Source organism: Streptomyces sp. NPDC049887, assembly GCF_040656535.1.
Lineage (GTDB): Bacteria > Actinomycetota > Actinomycetes > Streptomycetales > Streptomycetaceae > Streptomyces.
Genome location: NZ_JBFAMM010000004.1, coordinates 17953 through 31136 on the forward strand (window position 1 = coordinate 17953; position 13184 = coordinate 31136).

At 73.2% G+C, this 13184-nt stretch carries 12 protein-coding genes, 2 pseudogenes and 1 riboswitch; of the genes and pseudogenes, 5 read left to right on the forward strand and 9 right to left on the reverse strand.

Annotated features, from left to right (window positions below):
* Positions 1-12: 12 nt before the first annotated feature.
* From AB0J10_RS06170 to AB0J10_RS06180, 3 genes and pseudogenes are all read right to left on the reverse strand, one after another.
* Positions 13-870 (reverse strand): annotated as a pseudogene (locus AB0J10_RS06170) (ATP-binding cassette domain-containing protein); the annotation flags it as partial.
* Positions 871-936: 66 nt separating this feature from the next.
* Positions 937-1374, reverse strand: a pseudogene (locus AB0J10_RS06175) (ABC-2 family transporter protein); the annotation flags it as partial.
* A gap of 91 nt (positions 1375-1465) precedes the next feature.
* On the reverse strand, positions 1466-2266 hold the full coding sequence (locus AB0J10_RS06180) for an ABC-2 family transporter protein (RefSeq protein WP_363058345.1): 801 nt from the start codon (positions 2264-2266) through the stop codon (positions 1466-1468).
* 232 nt (positions 2267-2498) lie between these two features.
* Between AB0J10_RS06180 and AB0J10_RS06185 the strand changes: the two genes are divergently transcribed.
* Positions 2499-5033, forward strand: a complete 2535-nt coding sequence (locus AB0J10_RS06185) for a transglycosylase domain-containing protein (protein ID WP_363058347.1) — start codon at positions 2499-2501, stop codon at positions 5031-5033.
* A 56-nt stretch (positions 5034-5089) separates the two neighbouring features.
* On the opposite strand, the gene AB0J10_RS06190 is transcribed toward AB0J10_RS06185, so the two are convergent.
* From AB0J10_RS06190 to AB0J10_RS06200, 3 genes are all read right to left on the reverse strand, one after another.
* A complete protein-coding gene (locus AB0J10_RS06190; RefSeq protein WP_363058349.1) occupies positions 5090-5410 on the reverse strand; it encodes a multidrug efflux SMR transporter in 321 nt (106 codons plus the stop codon).
* 33 nt (positions 5411-5443) lie between these two features.
* Positions 5444-5513: riboswitch (guanidine-III (ykkC-III) riboswitch) on the reverse strand.
* 134 nt (positions 5514-5647) lie between these two features.
* The gene (locus AB0J10_RS06195; protein WP_017948036.1) at positions 5648-5995 is read right to left on the reverse strand and encodes a co-chaperone GroES; all 348 of its coding nucleotides are present in this window, start codon (positions 5993-5995) and stop codon (positions 5648-5650) included.
* 55 nt (positions 5996-6050) lie between these two features.
* Complete coding sequence (locus AB0J10_RS06200) at positions 6051-6371, reverse strand: DUF3618 domain-containing protein (RefSeq protein ID WP_138055004.1); 321 nt, start codon at positions 6369-6371, stop codon at positions 6051-6053.
* 127 nt (positions 6372-6498) lie between these two features.
* Here AB0J10_RS06200 and bcp point away from each other — a divergent pair, with 127 nt between their 5' ends.
* Positions 6499-6966: a thioredoxin-dependent thiol peroxidase gene (gene bcp, locus AB0J10_RS06205; RefSeq protein ID WP_363058352.1), complete on the forward strand. Its 468-nt coding sequence runs from the start codon at positions 6499-6501 to the stop codon at positions 6964-6966.
* 330 nt (positions 6967-7296) lie between these two features.
* Here the strand turns inward: bcp and AB0J10_RS06210 are convergent, their stop codons facing one another.
* Positions 7297-8601, reverse strand: coding sequence for an SGNH/GDSL hydrolase family protein (locus tag AB0J10_RS06210; RefSeq protein WP_363058354.1), 1305 nt, complete (start codon positions 8599-8601; stop codon positions 7297-7299).
* 108 nt (positions 8602-8709) lie between these two features.
* On the opposite strand from AB0J10_RS06210, the gene AB0J10_RS06215 reads away from it, so the two are divergent.
* From AB0J10_RS06215 to AB0J10_RS06225, 3 genes are all read left to right on the forward strand, one after another.
* Positions 8710-10416, forward strand: a complete 1707-nt coding sequence (locus tag AB0J10_RS06215; protein ID WP_363058356.1) for a DUF445 domain-containing protein — start codon at positions 8710-8712, stop codon at positions 10414-10416.
* Between the two features lie 789 nt (positions 10417-11205).
* Positions 11206-11649 carry an SRPBCC family protein gene (locus tag AB0J10_RS06220; protein WP_363058358.1) on the forward strand — a complete coding sequence of 148 codons (444 nt, stop codon included), beginning with the start codon at positions 11206-11208 and terminating at the stop codon, positions 11647-11649.
* A gap of 60 nt (positions 11650-11709) precedes the next feature.
* Positions 11710-11976: a DUF1876 domain-containing protein gene (locus tag AB0J10_RS06225; RefSeq protein WP_283301333.1), complete on the forward strand. Its 267-nt coding sequence runs from the start codon at positions 11710-11712 to the stop codon at positions 11974-11976.
* 190 nt (positions 11977-12166) lie between these two features.
* Here AB0J10_RS06225 and AB0J10_RS06230 read toward each other — a convergent pair whose 3' ends face one another.
* Entirely contained in the window at positions 12167-12454 is a 288-nt protein-coding gene (locus AB0J10_RS06230) for an acylphosphatase (RefSeq protein ID WP_363058360.1), read from the reverse strand.
* 110 nt (positions 12455-12564) lie between these two features.
* Positions 12565-13017 carry a hypothetical protein gene (locus AB0J10_RS06235; protein WP_363058362.1) on the reverse strand — a complete coding sequence of 151 codons (453 nt, stop codon included), beginning with the start codon at positions 13015-13017 and terminating at the stop codon, positions 12565-12567.
* Positions 13018-13184 lie beyond the last annotated feature (167 nt).

A 13184-nucleotide genomic window follows, 5' to 3' on the forward strand; every position in this document is an offset into this window, starting at 1 on the left:
CAATCGGGGCGCTCAGGGCGCCGTCGAACGCTCCGCGTACATCCTCGCGATCACCGACTCGATGTCGGGCTCCCGCACCGACAGGTCCACCAGCGGGTAGTCGGCGGCGAGGGCGGCGACGATCGGTGCCGCCGACGCCGAGGCGGGGAAGGCGAGCCACTGGCGCGGGCCCTCGACCCGTACCGGCCGCGCGCCAGCGACCTCGATGGGCGGGAGCCGGCGTTCGAGGTCGACGACGAGGGTGCGTTCGCCCGGCGCGACCTCGTGGAGTCCTGCGAGGGTGCCGTCGTAGACGAGCCGGCCGTGGTCGATGACCATGACGCGCTTGCACAGTTGCTCGATGTCGGTGAGGTCGTGGGTGGTGAGGAGGACGGTCGTGGCGCGTTCGGCGTTGAGGTCGCGCAGGAACTCGCGGACCTTGGCCTTGGAGACGACGTCGAGGCCGATGGTGGGTTCGTCGAGGTAGAGCACCTCGGGGTCGTGCAGCAGGGCCGCGGCGATGTCGCCGCGCATGCGCTGACCGAGGGAGAGCTGCCGTACGGGTACGTCCAGCAGGGCGCCGAGGTCCAGCAGTTCGACGCAGCGCTCCAGGTTCCGCCGGTAGTGGGAGTCCGGGATCCGGTACATGCGGTGCACCAGCCGGTACGAGTCGATGAGCGGCAGGTCCCACCAGAGTGTCGTGCGCTGCCCGAAGACCACGCCGATGCGCCGGGCGAGCCGGGTGCGTTCGCGTGACGGGTCGATCCCGGCGACGCGCAGCCGTCCGCCGCTGGGGGTCAGAATGCCCGTCAGCATCTTGATGGTGGTGGACTTCCCGGCGCCGTTGGGGCCGATGTAGCCGACCATCTCGCCGCGCGGCACGGTGAAGCTGTTCTGCACTTCGGCGGCGTCCTGGGCGACGAACTGGAACGCGGCGCCGGCGACGAACACGGCGGCGAAGATCGCCGCCCCGCTGAGCAGCATCATCGGCACCATGGCGGCCTTGAGTGGGGTCCAGGCGATGTCGAGTGCGAGGAGTGCGTAGCCCAGGACCAGCAGGCCCTGGGTGATGCGGCCGAGGCGGCGGAGGGCGAAGCGGTCGGCGGCGACCTGGGCGAGCACGGGGGCGGGGCGCACGAGGAGGGTGTCGAGGGTGCCGTCGCGAACGCGTCGTCCGAGCCGGTCCATGGAGCCCATGGCGAGGTCGGCGAGGCCGAAGGCGGTTCCGGCCGATCCGTAGAGGAGGGCGATCTCCGGCAGGCCATATCCGGCGAGGGTGTCGACGTGGGCGAACATCAGCAGGATGACGACGAAGTCGAAGGAGGTGGCGGCGAGGTTGGCGAGCGCGGTCATGGCGAAGGACGCGCGGTACGTCATGGTGGAGCGCATCCACATGGCGGCGATGAGTCCGTAGGCGCGCAGTCCGGACCGCAGGGTGCGCAGGTGTTGGACGGGCTTTGGGCGTCCGTCGGAAGTCCGTGGTCGCTCAGCCACCCTGGACGACCACCCTTCTCGTGGCGGCCGTCTGGAGGAGCCGGCCGGCGGCCAGGAGGGCGGCCGCCCAGCCCAGCTGGAAGGCGTAGGCGTGGACGAGCCCCCAGCCCGTGCGCTTGCCGAGGAGTACGTCGGCGGGGATCTGGAGCAGTGAGGACCAGGGCAGGAGCCGGGCGAGTTCGCCGAGGGCGCCGGGGAAGAGGGTGAGCGGCAGCAGCATGCCGGAGAAGAACAGGCCGGCCAGCCGGGTGACCTGGAGGACGCCGGCGCCGTCCATCAACCAGAACGCCGACAGGGCGGCGAGGTAGCGGAGGGCGAAGCTGACGACGACGCCGAGGAGCACGGCGGTGAGGAAGGCCAGCCAGGGCAGCGGGGACGCGGGCAGTGCGAGGTCGAAGGCGAGGGCGCCGAGCAGCAGGGGGACGACGCCTCGGCCGAGGAGGTGGAAGGCCGCGCGGCCCAGGTCTCCGGCGAGCCACCACAGTTGGAGGTCGGCGGGGCGGTAGAGGTCGATGGCGATGTCGCCGGTGCGGATGCGTTCGATGAGTTCGTCCTCGAAGCCGCCGCCCATCATGGCGCTGGTCATCAGGAGGGCCTGGCCGAGCCATACGAAGGTGACGGCCTGGGACAGGTCGTAGCCGCCGAGCTGCGGGCGTTCGTCCCAGAGGGCGATATAGGTGTGGGCCATGATGAAGCCGAAGACGGTGTTGGTGAAGACGCCCGCCGCCGTCGCCACCCGGTATGTGGCATGGCGCCGGAAGCCACCTGCCGCGACGGCCGCGTAGAGCCGCACCGGACAGCCTCCTTGGGTGGGAATCGTCGCAAGGACTGCGCGTCCGGTTCGGACGCGCCGAAGCGCATGACCCTAGCCCGGAGGAACCGGCCGCCGCGACCGTATTCCGTGCGGTGGTCCGGGGGTCAGGGGGGTGGGAAGTGCAGTATGGGCACACAGCGAATCGCCCGAAATGTCAGCTTCCGGCCTGGAGGTGCTCCTCCGGGCCGGGGCCCGAGGAGTCTCCACGGACATGAGTCACGAGCCACAGCAGCGCCGGGACCCGAGGGATCCGACCGCCGTCGGCCCCCCGGTGCCCGGCCCGTCGCACGCGGAGGGCGGGGAGGGCGGGGAGGGACGGGACGGCGGGCCCGGCCGGGAGGGCCCGGACGTGGTCGCGGACCGCGAGGGCGGCCAGGACCCCACGGAGCGGCCGGCTGCCGACGCCCGTCGGGGCCGCGGCCGTACCCGCAGCCGGCGTACCGGCCTTTGGCGTGCCGTCCCCACGTGGCGGACGGTCCTCGGCGCGTCCCTGCTGTTCGCGCTCCTGCTCATCGGCGGTTTCGTCACCGGTTACCTGCTGGTCGGTATCCCGCCGGCCAACGCCACGGCCACGGCCCAGTCGAATGTGTACCTGTACAAGGACGGCACGCAGATCGCCCGCGACGGCGAGGTCAACCGGCAGAGCGTCCGGCTCTCCCAGATCCCCCTCTCCGTCCAGCGCGCGGTGCTCGCCGCCGAGGACCGCGACTTCTACTCCGAACGGGCCGTCGACCCCCAGGCGATGGTCCGTGCCGCCTGGAACACCGTCACCGGCAAGGGGAGGCAGTCCGGCTCCACCATCACCCAGCAGTACGTCAAGAACTACTACCTGGGCCAGGAGCAGACGGTCACCCGCAAGGTGAAGGAGTTCTTCATCGCGATCAAACTCGACCGGGAGGAGAGCAAGGCCGACATCCTGGAGGGCTACCTCAACACCAGCTACTTCGGCCGCAACGCGTACGGCATCCAGGCCGCCGCCCACGCCTACTACGGCAAGGACATCGGTGCGGTCGACACCGCCGAGGGCGCCTACCTCGCCTCGCTGCTCAACGCGCCCAGCGCGTACGACCTGGCCGCTCATCCCGAGAACCGGCCGCGGGCGCTGGCCCGCTGGAACTACACGCTCGACGGCATGGTGACGGAGAAGTGGCTGCCCCTTTCCGACCGGGCCACCATGATCTTCCCGATGCCGCAGACGGCGGGCCCCGCCACGGGGCTCTCCGGACAGCGAGGCTACGTCGTCCAGGCCGTCGAGGACTGGATCACCGGCAACGGGATCGTCGACGAGAAGACCCTGGCGCGCGGCGGTTACCGCATCACCACCACCCTGGAGCGGAAGAAGCAGGACGCCTTCGTCGCCGCCGTCGACCGGCACGTGATGTCCCGGCGCGATCCCGGCCGTGCCGCCGACCGCAACGTCCGCGTGGGCGGGGCGTCGATCGACCCCGCGAGCGGCAAGGTCGTCGCCATGTACGGCGGCATCGACTACACCAAGCAGTACGTCAACAACGCCACCCGCCGCGACTACCAGGTCGGCTCGACGTTCAAGCCGTTCGTCCTCGCCGCGGCCGTCGAGAACGGCTCCATGACCCAGGACGGCCGGCGGATCACCCCCGACACGCTCTACGACGGCACGGACCGGCGCCAGGTGCAGGGCCGCCACGGCCCGACCGGCTACGCGCCGGAGAACGAGGACAACGTCTCCTACGGCCCGCTGAGCCTGCGGATGGCCACGGACCACTCGGTCAACTCGGTGTACGCGCAGCTCGCCCAGGACGTCGGACCGCGCAGGGTGCGGGACACCGCCATCGCCCTCGGCATCCCGGAGAGCACTCCGGACCTGACCGCGACGCCGTCCATCGCGCTCGGTGTGGCCACCGCGAGCGTCCTGGACATGGCCGAGGCGTACGCGACGCTCGCCAACCACGGCCGGCACGGTACGTACACGCTGGTCGAGCGCATCACCAAGGACGGAGCGGCACTGGACCTGCCGAGCGCGCCGGTCGGACAGGCCGTCAGCCGCGAGGCGGCGGACACCACGACGTCCGTGCTGATGGGCGTGGTCCGGCAGGGGTCGGGCACGGCGGCGCAGTCCTCCGGACGGCCCGCGGCGGGCAAGACGGGTACGGCGGAGGGCGACAGGGCCGCCTGGTTCGCCGGCTACACCCCCGATCTGGCGACCGTCGTCGCCGTCATGGGCCAGGATCCCGACACCGGTGCCCAGAAGTCGCTCTACGGGGCGCTGGGCCTCCCGCGGATCAACGGCGGCGGGGCGCCTGCGGCGATCTGGGGCGAGTTCACGGCGGCCGCGCTGGCAGGCCGCGAGGCCAAGGACTTCGACCTGACGGTCGTCGAGGAGGAGGAGTTCTACCCGTTCGACGAGCCGGGCCTGCCCGGCGACGACCCCTTCGGGCCGGTCGGGGACGAGGACCGCACGGACGGTCGCCGGTCCGCCACCGGCGCGCCGCCACCGGCGGACTGGCCGGACACCGACGGTGCGGCGGACGGCGGGATCCCGCGCGACGGGGGCGCTCCGCCGGCGGGCGGAACCACGGGCGGCCGCCCGCCCACGGCGGGCCGGGGCACCGGCGGCCCGGCGACCGGCGGCCCGAACGGCGGCACCGGCCAGTTCGGCGGGGCACAGGGCGGAGTCACCCGGGGCACCACCGGCGGCGGAGGCGACGGCGGCGGCCCGCAGGCTACGGTCGGCACGGACGACTGGGGTGTACTCCCCGACCGGTTGTGAGGCGCGCTCCGGGGCCGACCGGCTGTGATCGAGCGGCGCCGCCGTGGTGGGCGGGTTCAGTGGCCCGAGGTCGCCTTCAGGCCGACCACGGCGACGAGGAGCAGGACGACGAAGAAGATCCGGGCGGCCGTCGCCGGTTCACCGAGGACGGCCATCCCCACGATCGCGGCACCGGCCGCCCCGATGCCGACCCAGACGCCGTACGCGGTGCCGATCGGCAGGGTCCTGGCGGCGTGGGACAGCAGCAGCATGCTGGCGACGATCCCGGCGGCGGTGAACACGCTGGGCCAGAGCCGGGTGAAACCCTCCGTGAACTTCATGCCGAGCGACCAGCCGACCTCGAGCAGACCGGCGAGAACGAGCAGGACCCAGGCCATCACGGGCACCTCCGAGACGCGGACTTCGTGCGGGGTGCGTCGTCTTTGCCTGCCCGGTACGGCGCGTCTCGTCGGGTCGAACCCACCGTAGCAAAGGCATGAGGAAGGCCCGGTGACGGTGTCACCAGGCCTCTTCCCTGCCCTGAGGGCGCTGCGCGGCCAGTGCGCGCGGTCGGTCCGGGAGTGGGCCGGACCGTGCTCACCGGCACCGGCCGGGCGGCGCCGCGGGGCGGACCGCTACAGGTACAGCCCGGTCGAGTCCTCGGCGCCCTCGAACCGGTCCGCGGCGACGGCGTGCAGATCGCGCTCGCGCATCAGTACGTACGCCACGCCGCGCACCTCGACCTCCGCACGGTCCTCCGGGTCGTACAGCACGCGGTCGCCGGCCTCGACCGTACGGACGTTCTGCCCGACGGCCACCACTTCCGCCCAGGCCAGACGCCGGCCGACCGCCGCGGTCGCCGGAATCAGGATGCCGCCGCCGGACCGCCGCTCGCCCTCGGGGGCGTCCGACCGGACCAGCACCCGGTCGTGCAGCATCTTGATGGGCAGCTTGTCGTGCTTGTCGAGGGTGTTGTCGCTCACGACATCGAACCTACCTGCCGAACGCCGGTCGGGCCGCCTCCGGGGTGGAACGGGGTCACGCCTTCCGCTTCCTGGCGGCCAGCGCCAGCAGACCGACCAGGCCCACGACGGCCAGCGCCACCGGCACCGCGCGCTCCAGCCTGGGCGCGCCGTCCGGGTGCACGAACCGGTTCTTCACGTCGATCACCACGCGATTCGCGGCCACGAACGCCCGCCCGGCGGTCTGGTCCACGGTCGAGGCGACCTTGGCCTTCGCGTCCCCGATGATCGTCTTCGGGTGCATCCGCACCCCGATCTCGTCGAGCGTCTCGGCGAGCTGCTCGCGCCGGCGGACGATGTCCGCCTCGATCTGCGCAGGGGTCCTGGCGTCCGACACCGCGCCGCCTCCGTCGTCGTTTCCGGTAGTCCTTCCTCGACAGTCTGTCAGCTCGACGCCGACCGCACCCAACGGCACCCCTATTACGCTCGGTGCCGTACGCCCACTTCCCCGAGGAGAACCGAGAATGAGCGAGCGACTCCAGCCCGGCGACACCGCCCCGGACTTCACCCTGCCCGACGCGGACGGCAACGAGGTCTCGCTCGCCGACCACAAGGGCCGCAAGGTCATCGTGTACTTCTACCCGGCGGCCCTGACCCCGGGCTGCACCAAGCAGGCCTGCGACTTCACCGACAACCTGGACCTGCTGGCGGGGGCCGGCTACGACGTGATCGGGGTCTCCCCGGACAAGCCGGAGAAGCTCGCGAAGTTCCGGGAGAAGGAGGGGCTCGGGGTCACGCTCGTCGGCGACCCGTCGAAGGCGGTCCTGGAGGCGTACGGCGCGTTCGGCGAGAAGAAGCTCTACGGCAAGACGGTGACGGGAGTCATCCGATCGACGGTCGTCGTGGACGAGGACGGCAAGGTCGAGCGGGCGCTGTACAACGTCAAGGCCACCGGCCACGTCGCGAAGATCATCAAGGACCTGGGCCTCTGACGCCGCGGCCGTCGGCCGGAGTCCCCTCGCAAGCCGGGGCCGCGGCCGGCGGCCCGCCGGAGGCGGGTGCGGCGGTTCGCCCCCTCCCGTCGAGAGGACCCACTCCGTACCCGTACCGGCGCGGAAGGACCGCCGTGGGGCGCACCGGCCGGGGGCGGCGCTGGGCGCTCGCCCGACCGTCCTCGCGCCGTGCCGGACGGGGCCCCGGGCACGGACAACCCCGTACGGGGCAGGAGGCCGGCCCGGGCCCGGACCCCGTAGGGCGTGCCGAGGCGGCTCCGCCGGGCCCCCGCGGGCGGTCCGGGTCCTGCCGCGCCGCCCGCCCCCGCGTCAGAGGCGGGCCGACGACCGTTCGCCCGTCAGCCCTGAGAGATCAACGCTGTGCGCCATCCGCGCGTATCCCGCGTCGTTGGGGTGCAGATGGTCCCCGGAGTCGTACGCCGGGTGCAGCCGCTCCGGGGCGTACGGATCCCGCAGGGCGCGGTCGAAGTCGACGACGGCGTCGAAGACGGTGCCCGCGCGCACGGCCCCGTTGATCTCCTGCCGGGCGGCCTCCAGCGCCGGGCTGTAGCGGGGGTGCCCCTCGAACGGCATGAGCGTCGCCCCGACCACCCGCAGTCCGCGCGCCCGTGCCCGGTCCGCGAGGCTCCGCAGCCCGGCCGTGACCCCCGCGGGGTCCGCCGTGCCGGCCGGGCGGAGGAGGTCGTTGACACCCAGGGCGATCACGACGACCCGGGCGCCCGGTCGGCCGAGCACGTCGCGGTCGAAACGCGACAGCCCGCTCGGGCCGATGCCGTCCAGGAGGAGCCGGTTGCCGCTGATGCCCTGGTTGACGACGCCGTACCCCCAGCGGCCCGAGCGCAGCCGGTCGGCCAGGTGGTCGGTCCAGCGGCGGTCGGTGTCGGGCGTGGAGCCCGCTCCGTCGGTGAGCGAGTCGCCGAGGGCGACCACCGTGCCGCGCGCGGCCGGATTGCGGACGTCGACGGCCGTCAGGTGGTGCCAGGAGGAGGTGCGCAGGGTGTAGCGCGCCGCGCCGGCGTCGCGGGTGCGGTCGCCCTCGGCCAGGTACGAGGTCTGGCGCGCCCGCGCGTGCAGGGTGACCGTGCCCCCGCCGGGCGCCGGGAGGAAGAGGGTGACGAGCAGATGCCCGTCCTCGGGGACGCTGAGGAGGGCCGGGTCGCCGACGACATGCCCGCCCGGGGGCACGGAGACGGACCGGCGCCCGTCGAAGAGCACCGGCCGCAGGCTGCCGGGGACGGCGGCCGCGCCCCCGGCGGCGACGGCGATGGAGGCGCGGCCTATGTGCAGGGGCTCGGTCCCGTAGAGGTTCGACAGGGTGATCCTGGCCTCGCTGCCGCCCAGGCTGGTGTGGACGACGTTCCTTACGGAGTGCCCTCCGGCGGGGGCGACTCCGGCCTCCCCGGGCGCGGCGGACCAGGTCCCGGTCCAGCCGCCGGTGCCCACGGCCCGCGCCGTCGCGTTGCCGGGCCGGCCGCCGGTTCCGGTGCTGGGAGCGGCCCGCCGCCGGTCGTCCGGACCGACGAGGGAGAAGGCGGTGATGATCGCGCCGGAGATCAGCAGGGTCAGGGCGACGAGTGCGGCGAACAGGCCGTACCCGGCCCGCTGGGTTTTCATGAGCACATCATCCGATATGGCCGTGGGAACTCGAAGTGCGCCCCGGGAGTACCACAGGTAGGGAGAAGGCGTACGGCCGTTGGGTAGGAACGTCGCGTACGCGGACGGGTGGAGTCGATGAAGCGAACTGAACGACCTGAGCGCGAGGATCCGGCCGCCGGCCGTCCGGGCCCCACTGCGGCCGCCCCGGACGGGTACGGCCCGGCAGCCGGCGCCCCCGCGCCGCCCTCGCCGGGCGGCGGCCCGGACGTTGCCGCGCCCGCTCACGGCCGCTCCGGGGGCCGCGCCGCCGGAAGCGAGGGACCGCTGGGCCGATCAGGTGACGACGGGCGCGGCGGGAGCGGCCGTGACGACGTCGGCGGTGCGGTGCGCCGCCCCGCGGCGACCGGCGAGGAGGTCCGCGACGGGTCCAGGACCCGGCCCCGTGGCGAGAGCGGCGACGGACCGGGATACGACGCGCCGGGCGGCGGCCCGGACGTTGCCGCGCCCGCTCACGGCCGCTCCGGGGCCGCGGCCGGGCGCGCCCGTCAGCAGCGGCCGGCACCGCTCGCCTCCTTCGCGTACACCGCCGCAGACGAGGAGAAACGCCGCGGAGTACGCCGGATGAAGGCCACGGCCACGGGGCTGCTGCTCCTCGTGGCGGTGATCTTCACGCTCGCCACCTGGGCCAGGAACTCCGGCATCGAGGGCTGGCCCGGCTATGTGGCCGCCGCAGCCGAGGCAGGGATGGTCGGCGCCCTGGCCGACTGGTTCGCCGTCACCGCACTGTTCCGGCACCCCCTGGGCATCCCCATCCCGCACACCGCGATCATCCCCAACAAGAAGGACCAGCTCGGCGCCTCCCTCGGGAACTTCGTCGGGGAGAACTTCCTCTCCGAGGACGTCGTACGGGCCAGACTGCGCGGCCTCTCCCTCGGCGGCCGGCTCGGCGCCTGGCTCGCCGAGCCCGCACACGCCGACCGCGTCACCGCCGAACTGTCCACCGCCCTGCGCGGGGCCCTCGCCGTCCTGCGGGACTCCGACGTCCAGGCCGTCGTCGGCGAGGCCATCACCCGCCGTGCGGAGACCGTCGAGATCGCGCCGGGCATCGGCAAGACCCTCGACAAGATCGTCGCCGATGGTGCCCACCACCGTGCCGTGGACCTGGTCTGCGCCCGCGCCCTGAACTGGTTGGTCACCCACGGCGATTCCGTCATGGACGCCGTTCAGGGCGGAGCCCCGGGCTGGACGCCGCGCTTCGTCGACCGGAAGGTCGGAGAGCGGGTCTACAAGGAGCTGGTCCGGTTCGTCACCGAGATGCGTGACGCCCCCGACCACCCCGCGCGCGCCGCGATCGACCGGTTCCTCGCCGACTTCGCCTCCGACCTCCAGGCGGACACGGACACCCGCACGCGGGTGGAGCGCATGAAGTCGGACATGCTCTCCCGTCCCGAGGTGCAGGACATCATCGCGTCGGCATGGTCGTCCGTGCGCGCCATGATCATCTCCGCGGCCGAGGACGACCGCAGCGAACTGCGGCTGCGGGCCCGTGCCTCCCTGATGTCCCTGGGCGCACGACTGGCCACCGACGGCAGGCTTCAGCGCAAGCTGGAGGGCTGGATCGAGAACACCGCGGTGTACGTGGTGACGACGTACCGCGAGGAGATCACGTCCCTGATCAGCGACACGGTGGCGAGTTGGGACGCCGAGCACACCTCGCGCAAGATCGAGGCGCACATCGGTCGTGATCTGCAGTTCATCCGGATCAACGGCACGGTCGTCGGTGCGCTCGCCGGCCTGCTGATCTACACGGTGGCGCACGCGCTCGGTGGATGAGCCGCGGCCGGACGGGCCGGGGGCGGCGGGCAGGCGGCCGGCGCTGGGCCGGTGCCGGGCGGGCCTGCGGCGGGGAGAGCCGCGAGCCGGGTGAAGCGCTGGGTGCGTAACCGGACCCTTTCCGCCGGTTACGCACCCAGCCACCATGGGGGAGTTGCCCTTGAATACGGATGCGCCGCCGTCTCCGTTCAACGTCCTTCGGGGCCGCTTTCGGCCGTGTCCCGGGCCGTCCTCGGTCTCGGGCGGCCTGTCCCGAAGGACGCGTCCAGCGGGCCCGGCCGGTGACGGCCCAGGACGCCGGCGCCACCCCGCCGAGCGGCCGCTTCCCGGTCCACCCGGCCAGTCCGTGACCGCCGACGAGGGCGCTCGCCGCGACTGCCGCTGCGGGAATCCTGGCCATGGGTGCCGCCCCTCTTCCGCGGATCCCCCCGAACTGCAGGTCGGGCCGACACGGCCGGTGGACCGGTCCCCGGGTCCGCCCTCACCTCCGGCCGCCGACGGGCCGGTCGGTCCGGCCCATCGGCACTCGACGCCAAGGGCTGTCCCCCAGGGGCTGCGGGCAGCCCGTGGTCGAGCGGTTCCGACGCCCCGCGCGGGGCCGGGTCCGGGGCCGGGGCCGTCCGGCCCGGACGTACCGCCCGCCGGCGGCGAAGACCCCGTTGCCCACCGGCCGGTTGGCCGCCCACGGGCCGGCGCGGGAGACGCCCCCGGCCGCCCGCGCACCCCGCCGGATCCGTTGCGGTGAGGCGCCGCGGAACGCACCCTGGAGGGAGAGGCAGGGAGACCGTCATGCCCACTCTCGAAGAACAGATCGACATCACGGCGCCCGGTGACGTGGTCTGGAACCACCTGCACCAGGTCGAGGACTATCCGCGGTTCGTCGGAGGCGTACGGGAGGCCCGGCGCGAGGGAGCCTCCGGCGTCCACATGGATGTGGAGACCGCGGCGGGGCGGGCCTTCGGGCTCGACGCCGCCACGGACGATCTCCGTCCGAATCAGACGATGACCTGGAGGACGACGGAGACCCCGCACCTCAGCGGCTCCGTCTCGCTCCTCCCGATCGACGCGACCCACACGAGGATGCAGCTACGCATGGAGTACGACCCCGCGGAGGCGCACGACGCGTTCGGGGGGCCCCGGGGATTTGCCCAGTCGTCCGCGATCGAGAGAACCGTCCGGGCGGACCTCCACCAGTTCAAGGACCTGGTGGAACGGGCACACCCCCGCACCTGACCAGCACAGTGCCCCGCGGTGGACGGGGCCGACGGAACCGCACGGCGAAGGTGACCCGTCATGACGACGCAGCACTGGAACATCGACTTGTCGTTCGAGGAGGACGGGACGCGGACGGCCTGCAAGGCCTCTCTCAGCGGTCCCAACGCTCCCGGTGTCGAGGGCAAGGGCATAGCGCGACGCAATCCGGGCGACAGCCCGGACGCGAAGATAGGCGAGGAACTGGCGGCTGCCCGCGCCTGCTCCGAACTGGCCCATGAACTCGTCGGCCGCGCGGCGGCCGACGTCGAGAGCCACACCCACCGCCCGGCGAACATCGGCATGTGACGGCGGGCGGTCCGCACCGGCCCCGCGGGCCGGCGGCGGGCCGACACCATGCGCCGGTGGCCGGGGAGACACTCCCCGGCCACCGGCGCATGACCTGCCCGCGGGGTACCCACCCGCCTCGCGCCGGCCCCGGCAAGCCCCGGGGACCGGGCGCCCGCCGGGTAGGACCAGCGCGGCCCCGGCGGGAGGGTCAGGCGCCACCGCCGGAGCTGTGACGTACCTCGAACCCCGCGAGCCCCTCGGGTTCCTCGTCGCTCACCTCCACCGAGTGCACATCGGCGGACGGCGGCCCTGACCGTGCCCACCGCACGAGCGTCTCGACGGCGTCGGGACCGCCCTCGAAGACGGCCTCGACCCGTCCGTCGGCCAGGTTCCGCACCCAGCCGGACACCCCGTGCTCCTCGGCGACCCGCCTGCACGTGTCCCGGTAGAAGACGCCCTGGACGACCCCGGAGACCACTACGCGCTTTCGCACCATGCCTCCGGATCGTACGAGCCGGTGGGCCGCGCCAGGCGGCGACGCGTCGCGCACGGCGGCACGGATGCGACCGGGCGGTCAGGCCGGCAGGGAACGGGCCCCGGCGGCCGTCAGTCCCACAGCTTGTACGTCACCTCGGGCGGCAGGTGCTCGGGCCGGCTGCCGGGGAAGCTGAGGTGGAGCTGCCCGTACCGCTGCTGATCGGGGTTCTTCTCCCATGCCTCCGGGCGCTCGAACCTGACGTTCACGGGGTACGAGTGGAAGGTGCCCGCGGCGCAGTAGGGCTTGCAGTCGTTGACCACGTTCAGCCCCGTGGCCATGGCGGACGTCGGACCCCACGACGACCACTTGAGCTCGGTCAGCCCACTGTTGCCGTCCCCGCAGGCGATCAGGAACTCGCTCGGGCGCACCTGCGCCTTCATGAAGCAGTCCACGACCACGACCTGGTCGCCGGGCTGTGCCGCCACGGAGGTGGACGCCGAGGCGGTCGCCGGTACAAGGCCTACTGCGAGCGGCATCGCGGCGAGGATCATGGCCGCGGTCCTCAGCTTGTGTGTCTGCATGTGTGCTCCCAGCCGTCTCTCCCCGAGCCACCCGGCCCACCGTTCCCACGCACCCGTACCGCCCAGGGCGGCCCCGTACCCGACGGCGCATCCCGACAGGCGCTCCCGACCTCCTTCGAACGGTTGCTCCTGTATCGACGCTACGACCGCGCCGGGGGACCCACCAC

Coding starts and splice junctions, on each gene's coding strand:
- AB0J10_RS06225 (WP_283301333.1), top strand. CDS start 11,710: ATGACGACGCAGCACTGGAACATCGACTTGTCGTTCGAGGAGGACGGG.
- AB0J10_RS06185 (WP_363058347.1), top strand. CDS start 2,499: ATGAGTCACGAGCCACAGCAGCGCCGGGACCCGAGGGATCCGACCGCC.
- AB0J10_RS06220 (WP_363058358.1), top strand. CDS start 11,206: ATGCCCACTCTCGAAGAACAGATCGACATCACGGCGCCCGGTGACGTG.
- AB0J10_RS06230 (WP_363058360.1), bottom strand. CDS start 12,454: ATGGTGCGAAAGCGCGTAGTGGTCTCCGGGGTCGTCCAGGGCGTCTTC.
- AB0J10_RS06190 (WP_363058349.1), bottom strand. CDS start 5,410: ATGGCCTGGGTCCTGCTCGTTCTCGCCGGTCTGCTCGAGGTCGGCTGG.
- AB0J10_RS06210 (WP_363058354.1), bottom strand. CDS start 8,601: ATGAAAACCCAGCGGGCCGGGTACGGCCTGTTCGCCGCACTCGTCGCC.
- AB0J10_RS06235 (WP_363058362.1), bottom strand. CDS start 13,017: ATGCAGACACACAAGCTGAGGACCGCGGCCATGATCCTCGCCGCGATG.
- bcp (WP_363058352.1), top strand. CDS start 6,499: ATGAGCGAGCGACTCCAGCCCGGCGACACCGCCCCGGACTTCACCCTG.